Origin of the sequence: Serratia sp. ME47 (assembly GCF_903970925.1) — a bacterium.
GTDB classification, from domain to species: domain Bacteria; phylum Pseudomonadota; class Gammaproteobacteria; order Enterobacterales; family Enterobacteriaceae; genus Serratia; species Serratia ureilytica.
The window spans coordinates 85,619-107,418 of the sequence record NZ_CAJCKE010000015.1; the positions used below are offsets into that span (position 1 = coordinate 85,619).

The 21,800-nt window shown below is 58.1% G+C and carries 23 protein-coding genes; 3 read left to right on the forward strand and 20 right to left on the reverse strand.

Translation table 11 applies throughout. The annotated features are described in order from the left end of the window. Positions 1 to 21 precede the first annotated feature (21 nt). Positions 22 to 1,074 (forward strand): hypothetical protein, encoded by a 1,053-nt coding sequence (locus H7A77_RS15855; RefSeq protein ID WP_033645149.1) that lies wholly within the window; start codon positions 22 to 24, stop codon positions 1,072 to 1,074. Between the two features lie 35 nt (positions 1,075 to 1,109). On the opposite strand, the gene H7A77_RS15860 is transcribed toward H7A77_RS15855, so the two are convergent. Then, positions 1,110 to 2,447 (reverse strand): NCS2 family permease, encoded by a 1,338-nt coding sequence (locus H7A77_RS15860; protein WP_004933851.1) that lies wholly within the window; start codon positions 2,445 to 2,447, stop codon positions 1,110 to 1,112. Positions 2,448 to 2,682: 235 nt separating this feature from the next. Here H7A77_RS15860 and H7A77_RS15865 point away from each other — a divergent pair, with 235 nt between their 5' ends. Both H7A77_RS15865 and yieH read left to right on the forward strand, forming a co-directional pair. Then, positions 2,683 to 3,087 carry an NUDIX domain-containing protein gene (locus H7A77_RS15865; RefSeq protein WP_033645151.1) on the forward strand — a complete coding sequence of 135 codons (405 nt, stop codon included), beginning with the start codon at positions 2,683 to 2,685 and terminating at the stop codon, positions 3,085 to 3,087. Positions 3,088 to 3,133: 46 nt separating this feature from the next. Beyond that, a complete protein-coding gene (yieH, locus tag H7A77_RS15870; RefSeq protein WP_004933845.1) occupies positions 3,134 to 3,802 on the forward strand; it encodes a 6-phosphogluconate phosphatase in 669 nt (222 codons plus the stop codon). Here yieH and H7A77_RS15875 read toward each other — a convergent pair. The 19 genes from H7A77_RS15875 to atpI form a co-directional block, all read right to left on the reverse strand. After that, positions 3,799 to 4,539, reverse strand: a complete 741-nt coding sequence (locus H7A77_RS15875; protein WP_047026001.1) for an amino acid ABC transporter permease — start codon at positions 4,537 to 4,539, stop codon at positions 3,799 to 3,801. The two genes, yieH and H7A77_RS15875, sit on opposite strands and share 4 nt — an antisense overlap. Before the next feature lies 1 nt (position 4,540). Then, entirely contained in the window at positions 4,541 to 5,254 is a 714-nt protein-coding gene (locus H7A77_RS15880) for an amino acid ABC transporter permease (RefSeq protein ID WP_033645154.1), read from the reverse strand. An 81-nt stretch (positions 5,255 to 5,335) separates the two neighbouring features. After that, positions 5,336 to 6,175: an ABC transporter substrate-binding protein gene (locus H7A77_RS15885; protein WP_182074401.1), complete on the reverse strand. Its 840-nt coding sequence runs from the start codon at positions 6,173 to 6,175 to the stop codon at positions 5,336 to 5,338. Positions 6,176 to 6,343: 168 nt separating this feature from the next. Next, positions 6,344 to 7,078, reverse strand: a complete 735-nt coding sequence (phoU, locus tag H7A77_RS15890; RefSeq protein WP_004933833.1) for a phosphate signaling complex protein PhoU — start codon at positions 7,076 to 7,078, stop codon at positions 6,344 to 6,346. A gap of 11 nt (positions 7,079 to 7,089) precedes the next feature. After that, positions 7,090 to 7,860 (reverse strand): phosphate ABC transporter ATP-binding protein PstB, encoded by a 771-nt coding sequence (gene pstB / locus H7A77_RS15895; protein WP_016929614.1) that lies wholly within the window; start codon positions 7,858 to 7,860, stop codon positions 7,090 to 7,092. 54 nt (positions 7,861 to 7,914) lie between these two features. Next, the gene (gene pstA, locus H7A77_RS15900; RefSeq protein ID WP_019455481.1) at positions 7,915 to 8,805 is read right to left on the reverse strand and encodes a phosphate ABC transporter permease PstA; all 891 of its coding nucleotides are present in this window, start codon (positions 8,803 to 8,805) and stop codon (positions 7,915 to 7,917) included. Between the two features lies 1 nt (position 8,806). Beyond that, on the reverse strand, positions 8,807 to 9,763 hold the full coding sequence (gene pstC / locus H7A77_RS15905; protein ID WP_016929615.1) for a phosphate ABC transporter permease PstC: 957 nt from the start codon (positions 9,761 to 9,763) through the stop codon (positions 8,807 to 8,809). Between the two features lie 91 nt (positions 9,764 to 9,854). Further along, complete coding sequence (pstS, locus tag H7A77_RS15910) at positions 9,855 to 10,895, reverse strand: phosphate ABC transporter substrate-binding protein PstS (protein ID WP_033645155.1); 1,041 nt, start codon at positions 10,893 to 10,895, stop codon at positions 9,855 to 9,857. Positions 10,896 to 11,231: 336 nt separating this feature from the next. After that, positions 11,232 to 13,061 (reverse strand): glutamine--fructose-6-phosphate transaminase (isomerizing), encoded by a 1,830-nt coding sequence (gene glmS, locus H7A77_RS15915; RefSeq protein WP_117188760.1) that lies wholly within the window; start codon positions 13,059 to 13,061, stop codon positions 11,232 to 11,234. A 149-nt stretch (positions 13,062 to 13,210) separates the two neighbouring features. Then, positions 13,211 to 14,584, reverse strand: a complete 1,374-nt coding sequence (gene glmU, locus H7A77_RS15920; protein WP_033652327.1) for a bifunctional UDP-N-acetylglucosamine diphosphorylase/glucosamine-1-phosphate N-acetyltransferase GlmU — start codon at positions 14,582 to 14,584, stop codon at positions 13,211 to 13,213. A 290-nt stretch (positions 14,585 to 14,874) separates the two neighbouring features. Next, positions 14,875 to 15,294, reverse strand: a complete 420-nt coding sequence (locus H7A77_RS15925) for a F0F1 ATP synthase subunit epsilon (protein WP_004933814.1) — start codon at positions 15,292 to 15,294, stop codon at positions 14,875 to 14,877. A gap of 20 nt (positions 15,295 to 15,314) precedes the next feature. Continuing rightward, positions 15,315 to 16,697 (reverse strand): F0F1 ATP synthase subunit beta, encoded by a 1,383-nt coding sequence (gene atpD / locus H7A77_RS15930; protein ID WP_004933813.1) that lies wholly within the window; start codon positions 16,695 to 16,697, stop codon positions 15,315 to 15,317. Positions 16,698 to 16,729: 32 nt separating this feature from the next. Then, positions 16,730 to 17,593, reverse strand: coding sequence for a F0F1 ATP synthase subunit gamma (atpG, locus tag H7A77_RS15935; protein WP_004933811.1), 864 nt, complete (start codon positions 17,591 to 17,593; stop codon positions 16,730 to 16,732). 59 nt (positions 17,594 to 17,652) lie between these two features. Continuing rightward, positions 17,653 to 19,194: a F0F1 ATP synthase subunit alpha gene (atpA, locus tag H7A77_RS15940; protein ID WP_033652328.1), complete on the reverse strand. Its 1,542-nt coding sequence runs from the start codon at positions 19,192 to 19,194 to the stop codon at positions 17,653 to 17,655. A 12-nt stretch (positions 19,195 to 19,206) separates the two neighbouring features. Further along, complete coding sequence (gene atpH, locus H7A77_RS15945) at positions 19,207 to 19,740, reverse strand: F0F1 ATP synthase subunit delta (RefSeq protein ID WP_025160298.1); 534 nt, start codon at positions 19,738 to 19,740, stop codon at positions 19,207 to 19,209. Positions 19,741 to 19,754: 14 nt separating this feature from the next. Next, positions 19,755 to 20,225: a F0F1 ATP synthase subunit B gene (gene atpF / locus H7A77_RS15950; protein ID WP_004933804.1), complete on the reverse strand. Its 471-nt coding sequence runs from the start codon at positions 20,223 to 20,225 to the stop codon at positions 19,755 to 19,757. A 57-nt stretch (positions 20,226 to 20,282) separates the two neighbouring features. Continuing rightward, a complete protein-coding gene (gene atpE / locus H7A77_RS15955; protein WP_004093904.1) occupies positions 20,283 to 20,522 on the reverse strand; it encodes a F0F1 ATP synthase subunit C in 240 nt (79 codons plus the stop codon). 49 nt (positions 20,523 to 20,571) lie between these two features. After that, a complete protein-coding gene (gene atpB / locus H7A77_RS15960) occupies positions 20,572 to 21,351 on the reverse strand; it encodes a F0F1 ATP synthase subunit A (RefSeq protein ID WP_015376132.1) in 780 nt (259 codons plus the stop codon). 22 nt (positions 21,352 to 21,373) lie between these two features. Next, a complete protein-coding gene (gene atpI, locus H7A77_RS15965; RefSeq protein WP_004933796.1) occupies positions 21,374 to 21,757 on the reverse strand; it encodes a F0F1 ATP synthase subunit I in 384 nt (127 codons plus the stop codon). Between the last annotated feature and the right edge of the window lie 43 nt (positions 21,758 to 21,800).

A 21,800-nucleotide genomic window follows, 5' to 3' on the forward strand; every position in this document is an offset into this window, starting at 1 on the left:
TGAATTTAAAGCTATAGCATCATGTATTTTTTCATTTTAGCGTTATTTTTCGTTTCCATCACCAGTCCCGCTTTCGCCGCAGACATGCGTTATCCCGCCGGTGAAGAGCCGCTGGAGCTGCCTGCGCACAGTGCGCTTAACGCCCAACTGTCGCGATCAGCGCAAAACCAGGAAGATAAAAAGCTGGGCGCCATGTCGCTGTACCTGACGCTGATGCGCGAAGACGGCCGCAACGTCTGGGCCCCCTACCAGCTGGCGGTATCGTCGGCGGAGAAAGGGCAAACCGAGCTGGCGGAGCGCTATCTGCAGCTGAGCGCCGATCGCGGCCTGTGGTACTACTACAATCTGCTGGAGGACGACGCCTTCAACAGCATCCAGCACTCCGCCACCTACCAATCCATTCTGGCCGCCACCAAAGCGCGCTATCTGCAGCACGCCCGCCGCTATGAAGGCAAAGCCAGCTACGCGATACCGGACGGCGAAGCGCCGCCCGAAGGTTGGCCAACGGTGATCTTCCTGCATACCTACGGCAAGGCCGCCGCCATCAGCCCCGAGGAACGGCTGCTGTTCGGCGAAATGGGCGTGGCCTATATCGAGATCAACGGCACGCAGATGTTGTCGGAAAACAGCTTCCGCTGGTCGAATTACAGCGACGAGAGCACCCAGGCCGCCCTTCAGCGTACGGTGCAACAGCTGGCTCCACAGTTAAAGCTGAACCCCCAACGGATTTATCTCAGCGCTCGCGGCCAGGGTGCGCTGCACGCCGCCAATCTGATCGCGAAGTACCCGCAGTTTTACGCCGGCGCGCTATTGATCGCCCCCAACGGCGAGATCAAGCCGGCCCAGCAGTCGCTGGCGGCGAAAAAGAAAATCGTGATGGCGTATTACGATCGGCAGAACTTCAGCGAGCAGGCGCTGGCGTTGCACTTCGCCAATCTGTTCGGAGAGGATAATCAGGTGCAAACGCTGCACTTCGCCCAGGGGGAGGATGCCGCCGGCAGTTGGCAGGCGCGCTTCAGGCGGCCATTGCAATGGGTGCTGGATCGGGCGCCGGATGCGACGCCGGGAGTCTAGGGTTTCAGGGCCGACGGACGTCGGCCCTTTGGCTGTCAATGGCCGTCGACGAAAACGATCTTCAGCACGAACAGCAGCGCCACGACCACCACGCACGGGCTGATTTCACGCCAGCGGCCGGTACCGAGCTTCATCACGCAGTAGGAGATAAAGCCGAGCGCAATGCCTTCGGTGATCGAGAAGCTGAACGGCATCATCACCGCGGTGACAAACGCCGGTACCGCTTCGGTCAGATCGTCCCATTTCACCCGCGCCAGGCTGGAGGTCATCAGCACGCCGACGTAGATCAGCGCGCCGGCGGCGGCATACGCCGGCACCATACCCGCCAGCGGCGACAGGAAGATCACCAGCAGGAACAGCAGGCCGGTGACCACCGCCGTCAAACCGGTGCGGCCGCCCACGGCGACGCCGGATGAGCTTTCGATGTAAGCGGTTACGGAAGAAGTGCCCGCCAGCGAGCCGGCCACCGAGCTGATGCTGTCAACGTACAGCGCCTGCTTCATGCGCGGGAACTTGCCCTGATTGTCGGTCAAACCGGCTTTATCGGTAACGCCGATCAGGGTGCCGGAGGAGTCGAACAGGTTCACCAGCATAAACGAGAAGATGACCCCGGCCAGCCCGATGTTCAGCGCGCCGGCCACGTCGACCTGGCCCACTACCGAGGTGATGCTCGGCGGCAAGGAGAACAGGCCGCCGTATTTCACGTCGCCCAGCATCCAGCCGATCAGGGTAGTGACCACGATCGATACCAGCACCGCCGCGTGGAAGTTGCGCGAAGAGAGCACGGCGATGATGAAGAAGCCAAGTGCCCCCAGCAGCACATTGTGCGAGGTCAGGCTGCCAATGGTCACCAGCGTGTCCGGGTTGGCCACCACGATGCCGGCGTTTTTCAGCCCCATCATGCCGATGAACAGACCGATGCCGCTGGTGATGCCGACCCGCAGGCTGACCGGAATGTTGGCGATCATCCAGTAGCGAATGCGGAAAATGGTCAGCAGCAGCAGGCCGACCGCACCCCAGAAGATGGCGCCCATGCCCACCTGCCAGGAGATGCCCATCGCGCCGACCACCACGAAGGCGAAGAAGGCGTTCAGGCCCATCGCCGGCGCCAACGCCACCGGCAGGTTCGCCAGCAGGCCCATAAAGATGCTGCCGAAGGCGGCGATCAAACAGGTGGTGACAAATACCGCCTGGGTATCCATGCCCGCCGCGCCCAAAATTTGCGGGTTAACGAACACGATATACACCATGGTGAGGAAAGTGGTGATACCGGCAATCGTTTCCGTACGCGCCGTCGTGCCATGTTGCTTGAGTTTAAACACACGCCCAAGCAAGCCTTGCTCAGCGTCAAGGCCAGATACTGGTTTGGTCATTATCAGAATTCCGAAAATGGGAATGGACAGTCGCCGGCTATCCTATAACAAAAAATGGGGCTTTTGACGCCGGTCACAAGTTTTTTTCGCCGTCTTTACGGCTAAACGCGTCAACGGCTTGTATTTACAGGCATTCATTCTCCATCACAGCCCGCCGCGTTGCCGTTTGCCGGCACGGCCGATAAAATGGCCTATCGCATCTCTTACCCTACCCGCTAAAAAAACAGGAACCCGCATGTCTTCGACCTTTATCGATAAGCTCGCGTTGATCGCGCTGAAAGATGACAAAGTGGCGCTGGTGCGCTCGCACAACAAGACGCTGTTTTATGTACCGGGCGGAAAGCGCGAAGCGGGTGAAACCGATGAGCAGGCGCTGTGCCGCGAAATCGACGAAGAGCTGACCGTTGCGCTGCAGCCGCAATCCATCGCGTTTTACGGCGAGTTCACCGGCCCGGCGGACGGCAAGCAGGACGGCACCCAGGTGCGCATTCGTTGCTACCAGGCCGACTTTACCGGGCAGTTGCAACCGGCCGCCGAAATCGCCGAGCTGAAGTGGTGCGACAGCCGCGATCTGCCACAGTGTTCACACGTCGCCGCGCTGATTTTGCACGATCTCAAGGCGCGTAGCCTGATCAAGTGATCGCTGAGCGGCCTCAGCGGCGTTAACCCGAAGGAACCTGTCCCGCATGAATCAGATTGACTGCATTTTGTTCGACTGCGACGGCACGCTGGTGGACAGCGAAGTGCTGTGCAGCAAAGCCTATGTCCATATGTTCGCCCGCTACGGCATTCATCTGTCGCTGGAAGAGGTATTCAAGAAATACAAAGGGGTGAAGCTGTACGAGATCATCGATCGGGTCAACGCCGAGCAGGGCACTGACCTGGCAAAAGAGACGCTGGAGCCGCTGTATCGGCAGGAAGTGGCGCGGCTGTTCGACAGCGAACTGCAACAGATTGCCGGCGCCCGCGAGCTGCTGGCGCAGGTGACGGTGCCAGTCTGCACCGTCTCCAACGGGCCGGTCAGCAAGATGCAGCACTCGCTCGGCCTGACCGGCATGCTGCCTTATTTTGATGACCGGTTGTTCAGCGGCTATGACATTCAGCGCTGGAAGCCGGATCCGGCGATCGTGTTTCACGCCGCCGAACAGATGCAGGTGCCGGTGACGCGCTGCATCCTGGTGGACGATTCGCCCGCCGGCGCGCAGGCCGGCATCAATGCCGGCATCCCGGTCTTTTACTTCTGCGCCGATCCGCATAACCCGCCGATCGACCACCCGCTGGTGACAACGTTTGACGACCTGGCTCAATTGCCCGCGCTGTGGCGCGAACGCGGTTGGCGGCTGACGGCCGATTAACTGGCCGGCAACGGCGGCTTGTTGCGCCACCAGCGCCAGGAGCGCTTCAGGCCGCGGGTTTGCGCGCCGAAATGGCGGTTGACCGCGTTGGCCAGCAGATCGAGCGCCAGGCAGAACACGAAATAGACCAGCGCCACGAACAGGAAGACTTCCATCGGGTAGACCATGCTGCGGTTGTTGACCTGGGTCGCCAGGAAGGTCAGTTCGCCAACGCCGACGATATAAGCCAACGAGGTGTCTTTGATCAGAGAAATCCACTGATTGATGAACGACGGCACCATCATGCGCAGCGCCTGCGGCAGCACGATCATGCGCAGCGTCTGCCAGCGGGTCAGCCCCAGAGAAAGCCCGGCCTGCCACTGGCCGGGGCCGATCGCGGCGATGCCGGCTTTCACCGCATGGGCCAGATAGGCCGAGGCGATCAGCGCCAGCGCGCACACGACGGTGGTGATTTCCGGGATCTCGACGCCAAACACCATCGGCAACAGGAAATAGGTCCAGAAGATCAGCATGATGACCGGAATGGCGCGGAAAAAGCCCAACACCGCCGCCAGCAGCCCGGCGGCGATGCCGCGCGACATCGCCAGCGCCACGCCGAGCAGGGTGCCGAGCACCGCCGAGGCGACCCCGGCCATCAGACTGATCGCCAACGTCAGCGCCGCGCCGCCCAGCGGCCCATCCGGCCAGGTGCCCCACAGCAGGTAGCCCAGGTTGTCGTGAATCACGCTGAAATCCATCTCAATGCCCTCCCAGCGGTTTACGCTGTTGTCGCCACATGCCCCAGCCTTCCAGCAGCGCGATGATGGCGATATACAGCACCGTCGCCACGCCGAACGCCTGGAAAGTGCGCAGGGTTTCGGTTTCGACCTGACGCGAGGCGTAAGAGAGTTCGGCCACGCCGATCGCCATGGTCAACGACGAGTTCTTGATCACGTTCATGTATTGGCCCAGCAACGGCGGCAGCGCGATTTTCAGCGCCTGCGGCAGCACCACATAGCGCATCGCCTGCCAGCCGGTCAGCCCCAGCGCCTGAGCGGCATATTTCTGCCCGCCGGCGACGCCGCGAATGCCGGAGCGGATCTCTTCGGCGATAAAGGCGGTGGAGTACAGCGTCAGGCCGAAGAAACCGGCGAGAAACTCGAATGACGGCCACTCAAGCGGGCCAACCTGATGGGCGCTGTTCAGCCACTGCATGGCGGCGGACGGCAGGATCTGCCCGGCGGCGAAGTACCAGAAGAACAGCTGCACCAGCAGCGGCGTATTGCGAAACAGCGAACTGTACCCCATCGCCAGCCAGCGCAACGGCCGCAGGCTGCTGTCGCGCATCGCCGCCAGCACAAAGCCCAGCAGCGTAGCCGCCAGCCCCGCACAGGCGGAAAGCCACAGCGTCAGCAGAAAACCGTGCCACAGCCAGCTCAGGTATTGCGGCGCCAGCAGCCAGTCCAGGTTCATGTTCAATCCTTGTCTTGCAGAATGCATCAGGGGCGCAGCAAGCTGCGCCCCTCCGTGCCTATCTCACCGCAAGCGGTTAAGTCAGGCTTTTGGTTGCTGATCCAAAGGCGCGATTTTGAAAACGCCGCGCGGCTGGGCGGATTTGGTTTCCGGCCCGAACCAGCGATCGTAAATCTTAACCGCTTCGCCGTCTTTTTCCAGCTTGATCAGCGTCTCGTTCACCGCGGCGGTCAGGCGATCTTCACCCTTGGGAATGCCGACGCCCTGATACTCTTTGGTCAGGCTGAACGGCGAAATTTCAAACTCCGCCTTTTGCGCCGCCGGCAGGTTGCCGAGCAGGCCGACCAGCTTGGCGTCGTCCTGAGTGATCGCCTGCACGTTGCCGTTACGCAGCGCCACGAACGCCAGCGGGGTATCATCGTAGGAGATCACTTTCGCCGTCGGGAAACGCTCGCGCAGGGTGATTTCCTGCACCGTGCCCTTATCCGCGCCGATGCGCAGCTTCTTGATGTCTTCCGGCGTTTTCAACACGCCTTTGCGGGCGATGAATTTCTGGCCAGTGGCGAAGTACGGCACGCTGAAGTTCACTTCCTTGGCGCGCTCGTCGGTAATGGTGAAGTTGGCGGCAATCAGGTCAACCTTCTTCGACACCAGCAGCGGAATGCGGTTGGCCGGGTTGGTGGCGCGCAGCTCCACTTTCACCCCCAGCGCTTTGCCGATCGCGTCGGCGACATCCACATCGTAGCCCACCAGCTTCTTGCTCTGCGGATCGATGTAGCCGAACGGCGGGTTGCTGTCGAACACCGCGATGCGCACCACGCCGGCTTGCTTGATATCGTCAAGTTTGTCCGCGTGCGCGGCGCCGGCGGCGAAACCGGTCAGACTGGCTAACAACGTTAAGGCCAAAGCGCGATGTTTCATAGAAAGCTCCTAAGTGGTTGATGTCCTGCTGGCGGATAAGCTAGCAAGCGCCACATAGGTCAGGAAATAATATAAAAAGCTATATTTATAACCTTTTTATCTTTACGCACTTAAGATGGAATAAAGGCGCGGGAAACCGCGCCTTGGAAGGATATTACCCGGAAAGGGTTAGTCGTCTTTTTCGTCTTTACCGCCCGGAGACAGCAGCTTTTCCAGGGCGTCGCCGCCCAAATGACGGAAATCCTGTCCTTTGACGAAATAGAAGATAAATTCGCAGATGTTCTGGCAGCGATCGCCGATACGCTCGATAGAACGGGCGCAGAACAACGCGGTCAGCACGCTCGGAATGGTGCGCGAATCTTCCATCATGTAGGTCATCAGCTGACGCACGATGCCTTCGTATTCCTGGTCGACCTTTTTATCTTCACGGTAAATACGGATCGCTTCGTCCAGATCCATGCGCGCGAACGCGTCCAGCACGTCGTGCAGCATCTGCACGGTGTGGCGCCCCAGCGACTCCAGGCTGACCAGCAGCGGCTGGTGCTGGTGCGAGAACTTCTCCAGCGCGGTGCGGCAGATCTTGTCCGCCACGTCGCCGATGCGTTCCAGCTCGGAAATGGTTTTGATGATCGCCATCACCAGACGCAGATCGCTGGCGGTCGGCTGGCGCTTGGCGATAATGCGCACGCAGGCTTCGTCGATCGCCACTTCCATCATGTTGACCTTGGCGTCGCCTTCGATCACGCGCTTGGCCAGCTCGCCATCCTGATTGTGCATCGCGGTGATGGCGTCGGTCAGCTGCTGCTCCACCAGCCCGCCCATGGTCAGCACCTGGGTGCGGATATGCTCGAGCTCTGCGTTGAACTGGCCGGAAATGTGTTTGTTTAAATTCAGGTTATCCATGATGCTTCCTATCAACCATAACGGCCAGTGATGTAGTCTTCAGTCTGCTTTTTCTGCGGCGCAGTGAACAGGTTATCAGTATCACTGAACTCGATCAGCTCGCCCAGATACATAAATGCGGTAGAGTCGGAGCAGCGCGCCGCCTGCTGCATGTTGTGCGTCACGATCACCACGGTGTAATCAGCCTTCAGCTCGCTGATCAGCTCTTCAATCTTGCCGGTGGAGATCGGATCCAGCGCCGAGCAAGGCTCATCCAGCAACAGCACTTCCGGACGAATGGCGATGCCGCGGGCGATGCACAGACGCTGCTGCTGGCCGCCGGAGAGGCTGTAGCCGCTCTGGTGCAGCTTGTCCTTGGTTTCGTTCCACAGCGCCGCTTTGGTCAGCGCCCACTGCACGCGCTCGTCCATATCAGCGCGCGACAGCTTTTCAAACAGGCGAACGCCGAAGGCGATGTTGTCGTAAATCGACATCGGGAACGGCGTCGGCTTTTGGAACACCATGCCGACCTTGGCGCGCAGCAGCGCGATATCCGAGTTGTCGGTCAGGATGTTCTGGCCGTCCAGCAGGATGCCGCCTTCCGCACGCTGTTCCGGGTACAGCTGGTACATCTTGTTGAAGGTGCGCAGCAGAGTGGACTTGCCACAGCCGGATGGGCCGATAAACGCGGTGACCTTGTTCTTGGCGATATCCAGCGTGATGTTCTTCAGCGCATGGAATTTGCCGTAGTAGAAGTTCAGATCGCGTACCTGAATTTTGCTGCTGGAAGCGTCAGTAACCATACTCATCAAGACTTCTCTCTTTTCATCAGCGCCGCCAAAGCGGCGCTCAAAATTTTATGAATGCTTTTTCTTGGCGAAAATCACGCGCGCCAGGATATTCAGTAACAGTACGCACAGGGTGATTAACAGCACCCCGGCCCAGGCCAGCTGTTGCCATTCGGCGAACGGGCTCATGGCGAATTTGAAGATGGTCACCGGCAGGTTGGCGATCGGCTGCATCAGGTCGGTGCTCCAGAACTGGTTCGACAGCGAGGTGAACAGCAGCGGCGCCGTTTCCCCCGCAATGCGCGCAATCGCCAGCAGCACGCCGGTGATGATGCCGGACACCGACGCCTTCAGCGTGATGGCGGAAATCATGCGCCATTTCGGCGTGCCCAGCGCATAAGCGGCCTCGCGCAGCGTATCCGGCACCAGTTTCAGCATGTTCTCGGTGGTGCGAATGACGATCGGCACCTGCAGCAGCGCCAGCGCCACGATGCCGGCCCAACCGGAGAAGTGTTCCATCTTCGCCACCACAATGGTGTAAACGAACAGGCCCACCACGATCGACGGTGCAGACAACAGAATATCGTTGATAAAGCGGATCACTTCCGCCAACCAGGATTTACGTCCGTATTCCGCCAGATAAATACCGGCCATGATGCCCAGCGGCGTGCCGAAGATGGTCGCCCACAGGATCAACAGCCCGCTGCCGGCGATGGCGTTGGCCAAGCCGCCGCCCGCGGTGTTCGGCGGCGGGGTCATCTCGGTGAACAGCGCCAGCGACATGCCGTCGAAACCTTTGGTCACGGTGGCGATAAGGATCCAGATCAGCCAGAACAGCCCGAACGCCATGGTCGCCATCGACAGGAACAGCGCGAGGCGGTTTTTCTGCCGGCGCCAGGCCTGCATTTTGCGGCGGCTTTCCGCCAGAACGACTGCGTTTTGCATATCCATCGTCGCCATGTTAACGCCCCTCATTCTTGGCCAGACGCATGATCATCAGTTTCGACAGCGCCAGCACGATAAAGGTGATAACAAACAGAATCAGGCCCAGCTCCATCAGTGCGGCGGTGTGCACGCCGGATTCGGCTTCGGCGAATTCGTTGGCCAGCGCCGAGGTGATGCTGTTGCCCGGCATGTACAGCGAAGCGCTGTCGAGCTGGTAGGTGTTGCCGATGATAAAGGTTACCGCCATGGTCTCCCCCAGCGCTCGGCCCAGACCCAGCATCACGCCGCCGATGACGCCGTTTTTGGTGAACGGCAGCACGATGCGCCAGATGACTTCCCAGGTGGTGCAGCCGATGCCGTAGGCCGACTCTTTCATCATTACCGGCGTCTGTTCGAACACGTCGCGCATCACCGCGGCGATGTAAGGAATGATCATGATAGCCAGGATCACCCCGGCGGCCAGAATGCCGATGCCGAAGGCCGGGCCGGAGAACAGCTCGCCGACGATAGGAATGCCCGACAGCACGTCGCCCACCGGCGTCTGGAAATATTCGGCGAACAGCGGGGCGAACACGAACAGGCCCCACATGCCGTAGACGATGCTCGGGATGGCCGCCAGCAGCTCAATGGCGATGCCCAGCGGCCGCTTCAACCAGTTCGGCGCCAGTTCGGTCAGGAACAGCGCGATGCCGAAACTCACCGGCACGGCGATAATCAGCGCGATGAGCGAGGTGACCACGGTGCCGTAGATAGGCACCAGCGCGCCGAACTGCTCCGCCGGCGCATCCCACTCTTTGGTCCACAGGAAGGCGAAGCCGAATTTCTGCATGCTTGGCCAGGAGGCGAAGATCAGCGAAACGATGATGCCGCCCAGCAACAATAGGGTAATCAGCGCAGCCAGTCTCACCAGCGCGCTGAAAATGATGTCACCGTTTTTGCCCGGTGCTTTGATGGTCGGCTTGTACTCAGCCATAGATTACTCTCTGTTTGAACCCTGGCAGCCCCAACCGGGATCGGAGCCTGAAGAACTGTGTGGGGCGCGGCGAACCCGCGCCCCTGCGTTGTTAGTACAGCGCTTTACCTGAACTGTCTTTTACGTTGGTTTTCCAGGCCGCACGCACCTGCTCAACCACTTCTTTCGGCAGGGTGGCGTAATCCAGTTCGTTAGCCTGCTTGCCGCCGGTTTTGTAGGCCCAGTCGAAGAACTTCAGCACTTCGGCGCCCTGAGCAGGGTTTTTCTGCTCTTTATGCACCAGGATGAAGGTGGTGGAGGTGATTGGCCACACGTTGTCGCCTTTCTGGTCAGTCAGATCCTGAGCGAAGGTTTTGCTCCAATCCGCACCCTTGGCGGCGTTGCTGAAGCTCTCTTCGGTCGGGCTGACCGGTTTGCCGTCGGCGGACACCAGCTTGGTGTAAGCCAGGTTGTTCTGCTTGGCGTAAGCGTATTCTACGTAGCCGATAGAGCCAGGCAGACGCTGAACGAAGGCGGCGATGCCGTCGTTGCCTTTGCCGCCCAGACCGGTCGGCCAGTTAACGGTAGAACCGGCGCCGATCTTCTCTTTCCACTGCGCGTTCACCTTGGACAGGTAGCTGGTAAACACGAACGAGGTGCCGGAACCGTCGGCGCGGCGCACCACGGCAATGTTCTGGTCAGGCAGTTTCACGCCTGGGTTCAACTTGGTGATAGCCGGATCGTTCCACTTTTTGACGTTGCCCAGGTAGATATCGCCCAAGGTTTTACCGTCCAGCGTCAGTTCGCCGGATTTGATGCCCGGGATATTCACAGCCAGCACCACGCCGCCGATCACGGTCGGGAACTGGAACAGGCCATCGGCCGCCAGTTTGTCGTCAGACAGCGGGGCGTCGGAAGCGCCAAAGTCAACGGTGTTGGCTACGATTTGCTTCACGCCGCCAGAGGAGCCGATGCCCTGATAGTTAACTTTGTTGCCGGTTTCTTTCTGATAAGAATCTGCCCACTTGGCGTAAACCGGAGCGGGGAATGTCGCACCTGCACCGGTCAGGCTGGCAGCAGCGAACGCGGACACGGCGGTCAGGGAGAAGGTCGCTGCCACAATACTGGCGACGGTGGTACGCATCAGTTTCATAATCCCTCCTAATGGGATACTTAAAATCGACGTCGAGTCGTTTTAATCAGAGTAAGTATTGCTGCAGGAGGGAAAATAGGACAGTTTGGTGACAGAAAAATGTACGCAATATGACAGTTATATTACAGTGCGTTTGAATGGGGTTTGTTTATTTAAAAATCAATCAATTAACTCAAAAATAGCGCAATTGCCAAACAACAAAAAAACCGTTTGGGCACGGCCTATCAGCTTGAATATGACAATGTTTATCGCCGAATCGGTCGCGCTGTCATCTTTAAGGTCGCTCATGAAAAAAGCCGGCGCGAAGGCCGGCTTTTGCAGTTTACCTGCGGCAGGTTACTCTACGGTGACAGACTTCGCCAGGTTGCGCGGTTGGTCAACGTCGGTGCCCTTGATCAGCGCCACGTGGTAAGACAGCAGCTGCAACGGCACGGTGTAGAAGATCGGCGCCACGATTTCCTCAACGTGCGGCAGAGGAATGATGGTCATGCCTTCGCTGCTGACGAAGCCGGCGTCCTGATCGGCGAACACGTACAGCTGACCGCCGCGCGCGCGCACTTCTTCAATGTTGGACTTCAGCTTTTCCAGCAGTTCGTTGTTCGGCGCCACCACGATCACCGGCATATCGGCGTCGATCAGCGCCAGCGGGCCGTGTTTCAACTCACCCGCCGCATAGGCTTCAGCGTGAATATAGGAGATCTCTTTCAGCTTCAGCGCCCCTTCCATGGCGATCGGGTACTGATCGCCGCGGCCGAGGAACAGCGCATGATGTTTGTCCGAGAAACCTTCCGCCAGCGCTTCGATTTCTTTATCCATCGACAGCATCTGCTCAATACGCGCCGGCAGCGCCTGCAGGCCGTGCACAATCTCCTGCTCCACGCTTTCCGCCATGCCTTTCAGACGGCCCAGGCGCGCCACCAGCATCAACAACACGGTGAGCTGCGTGGTAAAGGCTTTGGTCGAAGCAACGCCGATTTCCGTGCCCGCTTTGGTCATCAACGCCAAATCGGATTCGCGCACCAGCGAAGACCCCGCAACGTTACAAACGGCCAGCGAACCGAGATAACCCAGCTCTTTGGACAGACGCAGCGCCGCTAACGTGTCGGCGGTTTCGCCGGACTGCGACAGGGTGATGATCAGGCTGCCCGGACGCACCGCCGATTTGCGGTAACGGAATTCGGACGCGATCTCGACATCGCACGGCACGCCGGCCAGCGCTTCGAACCAGTAACGCGCCACCATCCCGGAGTGGTAAGACGTCCCGCAGGCGATGATCTGCACGTGCTGCACCTTGGCCAGCAGCTCGTCGGCGTGCGGGCCCAGCTCGCTCAGGTTGATTTGGCCATGACTGAAACGCCCTTCCAGGGTGTTTTTCAGCGCCAGCGGCTGTTCGTAAATCTCTTTTTGCATGTAGTGGCGGTAAGCGCCCTTGTCGCCGGCGTCATACTGCACCTGGGACTCGATCTCAGGGCGCTCGATGGCGTTACCCTGTTTGTCGAAGATGTTGACGGTGCGGCGAGTCACCTCCACCACATCGCCTTCTTCCAGGAAGATGAAGCGGCGGGTGACCGGCAGCAACGCCAGCTGATCGGAAGCGATGAAGTTTTCCCCGACGCCGCGGCCGATAACCAGCGGGCTGCCGGAGCGCGCCGCGACCAATACGCTCGGATCGCGGCTGTCCATCACCACGGTGCCGTAAGCGCCGCGCAGCTGTGGGATCACGCGCTGAACCACGTCGAGCAGCGTACCGCCCTGCAGCTGTTCCCAGTGCACCAGGTGCGCGATCACTTCGGTGTCGGTTTCAGAGTTGAAGCGGTAACCGCGTTCGATCAGCAGTTCGCGCAGCGGCTCGTGGTTTTCGATGATGCCGTTATGCACCACGGTAATGTAGTCGGAAACATGCGGGTGCGCGTTCGCCTCGGTCGGTTCACCGTGCGTTGCCCAACGGGTGTGAGCGATGCCGGTGCCGCCGTGCAGATCGGTCTGCTCCGCCGCTTCGGCCAGTTTTTGCACCTTGCCTACGCGGCGCAGGCGACTGACGTTACCCTGCGAGTCGACCACCGCCAGACCGGCGGAGTCATAACCGCGGTACTCGAGACGGCGTAAACCTTCCAACAGAATTTCTGCGATATCACGTTGCGCTACTGCGCCTACAATTCCACACATCAGTTGTATTCCTAATGAACGTCCTTCGTGGACGTTTTCGATGCCTTGACCTGATTTTTGCCGGTTTTACCGTGCGTCCCCGAGCCTGTAGATGGTGGGGTTATTATGTTTTGTATTGGGCTCGTGAATAGAGCCCAACGCAAAACACACTATGGCTTCTTCTTCACCGGGCGCTGCCAGCCCTGAATGTGCACCTGCTTGACGCGGCTCAGGACCAGTTCGTTTTCGGCGATATCTCGCGTCACCGTAGTGCCGGCGGCAATGGTGGAGCCTTTGCCGACCGACACCGGCGCCACCAGCTGAGTATCGGAACCGACGAACACGCCATCGCCGATCAGCGTCTTGTGCTTGTTGGCGCCATCGTAATTGCAGGTGATGGTGCCGGCGCCGATATTCACGTCATCGCCAATGTCGGCATCGCCCAGGTAGCTGAGGTGACCGGCCTTGGAGCCTTTGCCCAAACGCGCCTTTTTCATTTCCACGAAGTTACCGACGTGAGCCCCTGTTGCCAGCTCCGCGCCAGGGCGCAGGCGGGCGAACGGCCCCACGGTGCAGTCGGCTTCCAGCACGCTGTCTTCCAGTACGCTGTAAGGACTGATCTCGCAGTCATCACCGATCACGCAGTTTTTCAGCACGCAGCCGGCGCCGATTTTCACCCGGTCGCCCAGCTTGACGTGACCTTCGATAATCACATTCGCATCAATAGTGATGTCGCGGCCGTGAACAAGTTCACCGCGCAGGTCGAAACGCGCCGGATCCAACAGCATTACGCCGGCCAGCAGCAGTTTTTCAGACTGTTCCGACTGGAACACGCGCTCCAGGGTCGCCAGCTGCAGACGGTTGTTCACGCCTTCCACTTCGCTCAAACGCGATGGGTGCACGGCTTCAATTTTCTTGCCGTCGGCATGCGCCAACGCAATGATATCGGTGATGTAAAACTCGCCCTGAGCGTTGTCGTTGTTCAACATCCCCAGCCAGCGCTTCAGATCGCGCCCATTCGCCACCAGGATGCCGGTATTGATCTCATTGATCTGACGCTGCGCTTCGCTGGCGTCCTTGTGTTCGACGATGCCCACCACGTCACCCTGCTCGCGCACGATGCGGCCATAGCCGCTCGGGTCGTCCAGCTTGACCGTCAGCAGGCCAATGCCGCCCTGCGGCTTGGCCGCCAACAGGCGCTGCAGCGTATCCACGGAGATCAACGGCACGTCGCCATACAGCATCAATACGTCTTCATCGTCGGCAAAATGCGGCGCCGCCTGCTGCATCGCATGGCCGGTACCCAATTGCTCGGCCTGCAGCACCCAGTTCAGCGCGCCCTCGGTCAGTGTGCTTTTCAGCAGATCGCCGCCGTGGCCGTATACCAGGTGTACATGTTGCGCGCCCAGTTTCATCGCGGCATCAATGACGTGTTGCACCATCGGCTTGCCGGCCAACGGATGTAAGACCTTGGGAAGATCGGAATACATGCGTGTTCCCTTGCCCGCGGCGAGGATAACCACGCTCATTGCGCTGTTCGACATAAGCAACCTGATAACTCCATTTTGATAGACGAAAGTAAAACCGTTTAGCGGCGATATTACTACATATTTCTCTGCACGAACCCGGCGCAGGCCGCGTGGGCCTTGGCCTGCCGCTATCGCGGCCAATTCGACGCTGGGACGAAAAAACTGTCGGCGATCGGCGACGTTTCTTTCCCGATATCAGGGGTTATACACCACTCTGTACGCCGGGCTGAAATGCTTATTTTAAAGTAAAAAAAAAGCGACCCTATAGGCCGCTTTCTTAAAGTTGGGTGCTCTGCACCCAAACATTACATCGCTTTTCTGGTGAGCTCGATAACGCGCAGTTTTGCGATCGCTTTCGCCAGTTCAGCGGATGCCTGAGCATAGTCGACATCGCCATGAGAGCTGCGAATGTGTTCTTCAGCTTTACGCTTAGCTTCCAACGCTCTCGCTTCGTCGAGGTCAGTACCACGGATAGCAGTGTCCGCCAGCACGGTAACCACGCTCGGCTGCACCTCGAGGATGCCGCCGGACAGGTAGATGAACTCTTCTTCACCGTGCTGCTTAACAATACGCACCATGCCAGGCTTGATGGCAGTCAGCAGCGGCGCATGGCCAGGGAAGATCCCCAGTTCACCTTCGCTGCCTGTCACCTGGATCTTCTGCACCAGGCCGGAAAACATCTGTTTTTCCGCGCTGACTACATCCAGATGGTAAGTCATAGCCATATCACCCTCCTCTCAAGGCGTTACAGTTTCTTGGCTTTTTCCACTGCTTCTTCAATGGTGCCAACCATGTAGAACGCCTGCTCCGGCAGGTGGTCATAGTCGCCGTCCATAATGCCTTTGAAACCACGGATGGTGTCTTTCAGCGATACGAACTTGCCCGGAGAACCGGTGAAGACTTCTGCCACGAAGAACGGCTGAGACAGGAAGCGTTGGATCTTACGCGCACGGGATACGACCAGTTTGTCTTCTTCAGACAGCTCGTCCATACCCAGGATCGCGATGATATCTTTCAGTTCCTGGTAGCGTTGCAGAATGGACTGCACGCCACGCGCTACGTCGTAGTGCTCCTGGCCAACAACCAGCGGATCCAGCTGACGGCTGGTAGAATCCAGCGGGTCAACGGCCGGGTAGATACCCAGAGAAGCGATGTTACGGCTCAGTACCACGGTTGCGTCCAAGTGCGCAAAGGTGGTGGCTGGAGACGGGTCAGTCAAGTCATCCGCAGGAACGTAAACGGCCTGTACGGAAGTGATGGAACCGGTCTTGGTCGAGGTGATACGTTCTTGCAGAACGCCCATCTCTTCCGCCAGCGTTGGCTGATAACCTACCGCGGATGGCATACGGCCCAGAAGTGCGGACACTTCGGTACCGGCCAGGGTATAACGGTAGATGTTGTCAACGAACAGCAGAACGTCACGGCCTTCGTCACGGAATTTCTCCGCCATGGTCAGACCGGTCAGCGCAACGCGCAGACGGTTACCTGGTGGCTCGTTCATCTGGCCGTAAACCAGGGATACTTTGTCCAGAACGTTGGAGTCGGTCATTTCGTGGTAGAAGTCGTTACCCTCACGAGTACGCTCGCCCACGCCCGCAAACACGGAATAACCGGAGTGCTCGATCGCGATGTTACGGATCAGCTCCATCATGTTTACGGTTTTACCTACGCCCGCACCGCCGAACAGACCGACTTTACCGCCCTTGGCGAATGGACAAATCAGGTCCATTACCTTGATACCGGTTTCCAGCAGTTCCTGGGAGCTGGACAGCTCTTCGTAGCTTGGCGCCGCGCGGTGAATCGCCCAACGCTCTTCTTCGCCGATGTCGCCTTTCATGTCGATGGGTTGACCCAATACGTTCATGATACGGCCCAGGGTAGCTTTACCCACCGGCACTTCAATCGGGTGGTCCAGGTTGTTCACTTTCAGACCGCGACGCAGACCGTCGGAGGTCCCCATTGCGATACAGCGAACCACGCCACCGCCCAGCTGTTGCTGAACTTCCAACACCAGTTTTTCGGTGCCGTTTTCTACCTCAAGGGCGTCGTACACTTTTGGTACGGCATCCTGAGGGAACTCGACGTCCACCACAGCGCCGATTACCTGGATAATCTTTCCAGTAGCCATCTTGAATCCTCTACGTAATTCGTAAACCTAGCTTAAACCGCGGAGGCTCCCGAAACGATCTCGGTGAGTTCCTGAGTGATGCTGGCCTGACGCGCCTTGTTGTATACCAACTGCAGCTCTTTGATCAGGCTACCGCCGTTATCGGTTGCGGCTTTCATCGCGACCATTCGTGCGGCCTGCTCGCTGGCCAGGTTTTCCACGACGCCCTGATAAACCTGCGACTCCACATAGCGGCGCAGCAAGGTATCAAGCAGCACTTTTGGATCCGGTTCATACAGGTAATCCCAAGGCGTTTTCTTCAGCTCTTCGTCATCGGCTGGCGGTAACGGCAGCAGCTGAAGCACTTGCGGCTCTTGGGACATCGTATTAACAAATTTGTTGCTGACAATGTACAGCTTGTCCAAACGACCTTCGTCGTAGGCCTGCAGCATCACTTTCACCGGCCCGATCAGATCCGACAGGGAAGGTTTATCCCCCATGCCGGTCACCTGGGCAACCACGTTGCCGCCCACGGAACCAAAGAAAGAGGCCGCTTTAGAGCCAATCAGCGCCAAATCGGTTTCGACGCCTTTTTCGGACCAGGCTTTCATCTCCGCCAGCAGCTTTTTGAACAGGTTGATGTTCAAGCCGCCGCAGAGACCACGGTCAGTAGACACCACCAGATACCCAACGCGCTTAACGTCACGCTCATCCAGGTACGGGTGCTTGTACTCCAGATTCCCTAACGCAAGGTGACCAATCACTTTGCGCATGGTCTCTGCATAAGGACGGCTGGCCGCCATGCGATCCTGCGATTTACGCATTTTGGAGGCGGCGACCATTTCCATCGCTTTAGTGATCTTTTGCGTGTTTTGCACGCTAGCGATCTTACTACGTATCTCTTTTGCGCCGGCCATCTCTGCTTCTCCTCAGTGCCAGACGGCCTGCTGTCTTTCAACAGCAGGACCGTTCGGCGTTACCAGGACTGGGTTTTCTTGAAGGTCTCGAGGACGTCTTTCAACTTGCCCTCGATCTCATCATTGAAGTTGCCAGTTTGGTTGATGTGGTTCAGCAGTTCGGCGTGCTCGCGGTCCGCATAGGCCACCAGCGCGGCTTCGAAGCTCACCACTTTGGCGACTTCGACGTCGTTCAGGTAACCGCGTTCTGCGGCAAACAGCACCAGAGACTGTTGTGCAACCGACATCGGCGCATACTGTTTCTGTTTCAGCAGCTCGGTCACTTTCTGACCGTGGCTCAGCTGTTTGCGGGTCGCGTCGTCCAGATCGGAGGCGAACTGGGAGAACGCAGCCAGTTCACGATACTGCGCCAGCGCGGTACGGATACCACCGGACAGTTTCTTCATGATCTTGGTCTGCGCGGCACCACCAACACGGGATACGGAGATACCCGGGTTAACTGCCGGACGAATACCGGAGTTGAACAGGTTGGATTCCAGGAAGATCTGACCATCGGTAATCGAGATTACGTTGGTCGGAACGAACGCGGAAACGTCACCCGCCTGGGTTTCAATGATCGGCAGAGCGGTCAGTGAACCGGTTTTACCTTTAACTTCACCTTTGGTGAAGGCTTCAACGTACTCGGCGTTAACGCGCGCTGCACGCTCCAGCAAGCGGGAGTGCAGGTAGAATACGTCGCCTGGGTAAGCTTCACGACCTGGCGGACGACGAAGCAGCAGGGAAATCTGGCGGTAAGCAACGGCCTGTTTGGACAGGTCATCGTACACGATCAGCGCATCTTCACCGCGGTCACGGAAGTATTCGCCCATTGCGCAACCGGCGTATGGCGCCAGGTATTGCAGTGCAGCGGATTCGGAAGCGGTCGCCACCACCACGATGGTGTTGGCCAGTGCGCCGTGCTCTTCCAGTTTGCGCACCACGTTAGCGATGGTGGACGCTTTCTGGCCGATAGCCACGTAAACGCATTTGATGCCGGAGTCGCGTTGGTTGATGATCGCATCGATCGCCAGCGCGGTTTTACCGGTCTGACGGTCACCGATCACCAGCTCACGCTGGCCGCGGCCGATTGGAATCATGGCGTCAACGGATTTGTAGCCAGTCTGAACCGGCTGATCAACGGACTGACGCTCGATAACGCCTGGGGCGATAGCTTCTACCGGAGAGAAACCGTCGTTTTCAATCGGGCCTTTGCCGTCGATTGGCGCGCCCAGGGTGTTAACGACGCGGCCCAGCAGACCACGACCGACTGGAACTTCCAGGATACGGCCGGTGCATTTAACCTTCATGCCTTCGGCCAGATCCGCGTACGGACCCATGACCACGGCACCAACGGAGTCGCGCTCCAGGTTCAATGCGATTGCGTAACGGTTGCCAGGCAGCGCGATCATTTCGCCCTGCATAACTTCGGCCAGGCCGTGTACGCGGATGATCCCGTCGCTGACGGAAACGATAGTACCTTCATTGTGAGCTTCGCTCACTACATTGAACTGAGCAATGCGCTGCTTGATCAGTTCGCTGATTTCGGTGGAATTCAGTTGCATGCTCCAGTCCCCTTAAGACTGCAAGACGTCTGTCAGGCGTTCAAGACGACCGCGAACGCTGCCATCAATCACCATATCGCCGGCGCGAACAACGATGCCGGCCAGTACAGACTTGTCAATTTTGCAATTCAGCTTAACTTTGCGTGACAGACGTTTTTCCATCGCAGCGGCGATTTTCGCCTGCTGTTCGTCGCTCAGCGCACTCGCAGAGAGCACTTCGACTTCGACGGTGGATTCCAGCGAGGCGCGCAGTTCGATGAACTGCTGCAGCACGGCAGGAAGAACCAGTAAACGTCCATTTTCGGCCATTACACGGATAAAGTTCTGGCCATGTTCGTCGAGCCGATCGCCACAAACCGCGATGAACGTCTTGGACAGCGTTTCTGGCGCAACCGCGCCAGACAGCAGTTCAGAAATCTGTTCATTGCGAGTGACTTCAGCCGCAAACGCCAGCATGTCCTGCCAGCGCTCTACGCTTTGGTGCTCAACGGCAAAGTCAAAAGCTGCTTTGGCGTAGGGGCGAGCTACAGTTACAAATTCAGACATCAGCCCCTCCCTCCTTACAGTTCAGCGACCAGTTTATCAACGATGTCGCTGTTAGCAGCTTCATCCACGGAACGTTCGATGATCTTCTCGGCGCCGGCAATTGCCAGCATCGCGACTTGCTTACGCAACTCTTCACGAGCGCGCTTACGTTCGGCTTCGATCTCAGCCTGAGCCTGCGCCACGATTTTGTTACGTTCCTGCTCGGCTTCGGCTTTCGCTTCATCCATGATCTGAGCTTTGCGTTTGTTCGCTTGCTCGATGATCACCTGAGCTTCTGCTTTGGCAGTTTTCAGCTGGTCGGTCGCATTGGCTTGCGCTAAGTCCAGATCTTTTTTGGCACGCTCTGCAGAAGCGAGGCCGTCAGCGATTTCTTTCTGACGTTTCTCGATGGCAGCCATGATCGGCGGCCATACGTACTTCATGCAGAACCAGACAAACAGAACGAACGCGATGGCCTGGCCGAGGATTGTTGCGTTAAGATTCACAGCACAATGCCTCTTTAAAAGTTAATAGTTTGGTTACGTCGTAGAGGGTTGCTCTACTTACGCGACGGCGAACATCACGTACAGACCCAGACCTACAGCGATCATCGGGATGGCGTCGACCAGACCCATAACGATAAAGAACTGTGTACGCAGCAGAGGAATCAGGTCAGGCTGACGAGCAGCGCCTTCCAAGAATTTACCACCCAGGATGCCGATACCGATCGCAGCACCGATTGCCGCTAAACCCATCATCACAGCGGCAGCCATGTACAGCAGATCCATACTCAGGTTTTCCATGACAGTCTCCAGTTTGTTTCAGTTTAAAAGTGCAAGTGTTTTAAGAAAATCAGTGCTCTTCAGATGCCATCGACAGATAGACGATCGTCAGAACCATGAAAATAAAGGCTTGAAGCGTAATGATCAGGATGTGGAAGATAGCCCAAGGCAAGCTCAGGACCCACTGTGACCACCACGGCAACAGGCCGGCAATCAGGATGAAGATCAACTCACCCGCATACATGTTGCCGAACAGTCGCAGACCCAGTGAAACAGGTTTGGACAGCAGGCTGACACCTTCAAGAATCAGGTTGATAGGAATAAATACAGGGTGGTTGAACGGCTGCATGGTCAACTCTTTAACGAACCCGCCAACGCCTTTCATTTTGATGCTATAGAACAGAATCAGGATAAACACGCCCAGCGCCATCGACAGCGTGACGTTCACATCGGCGGTAGGCACGACGCGCAGCGCAGGCAGGCCGAGGATGTGTTCGCCAACGTAAGGCAGGAAGTCGATGGGCAGCAAGTCCATCAGGTTCATCAGGAACACCCAGACGAACACGGTCAGCGCCAGCGGCGCAATCACCTTGCTCTTGCCGTGGTACATGTCGCGCACGCTGCTGTCGACGAAACCGACTACCAGCTCCACGGCGGTTTGCAGTTTACCCGGCACGCCGCTGGTGGCGTTTTTGGCCACTTTGCGGAAGATCACCAGGAAAAGCGCCCCGAGGACGACGGAGAAAAACATCGAGTCGATGTTGATCGACCAGAACCCAGTCCCGACCTGAAGCTGCGTCAGGTGGTGACCGATATACTCCTGTGGAGTCAAGACTTCTCCTGCAGACATGATGCCTCTTACCCTTATTTAGTTAAGTTCGGTAACTGTTAATCACGGCCGGTGCCACTATCTGCACCACTAACACCGCTAAATAGGTCAGGCCAAGCGGTATAAACTCCGCCTTGAACACCCCCAGCGCCACGATCAGCAAAACGATGGTGATCACGACCTTTAGCCCCTCGCCGATGGCGAACGACCAGGCAACCCTACCGGGCGCCGGCGTTTGCGCCTGATGGCGCAAGGCAAACAGCATAAACATTGCACTCGGCAACCAGGCGGCGAGACCGCCTGCCAACGCCGAAGCGCTCCATTCCGGGCTTTTCAGCCAGAAAGCAACGCTGATCAGAACAAAAGTCATTAACTGCAAAAACAGCAGTTTGCGTGCGACTTTCCCGCTGTATAGGGACACAGACATGACGTTTGTTCTCTCCGTACCCCAGAGGGGGTATGCTGAGTGA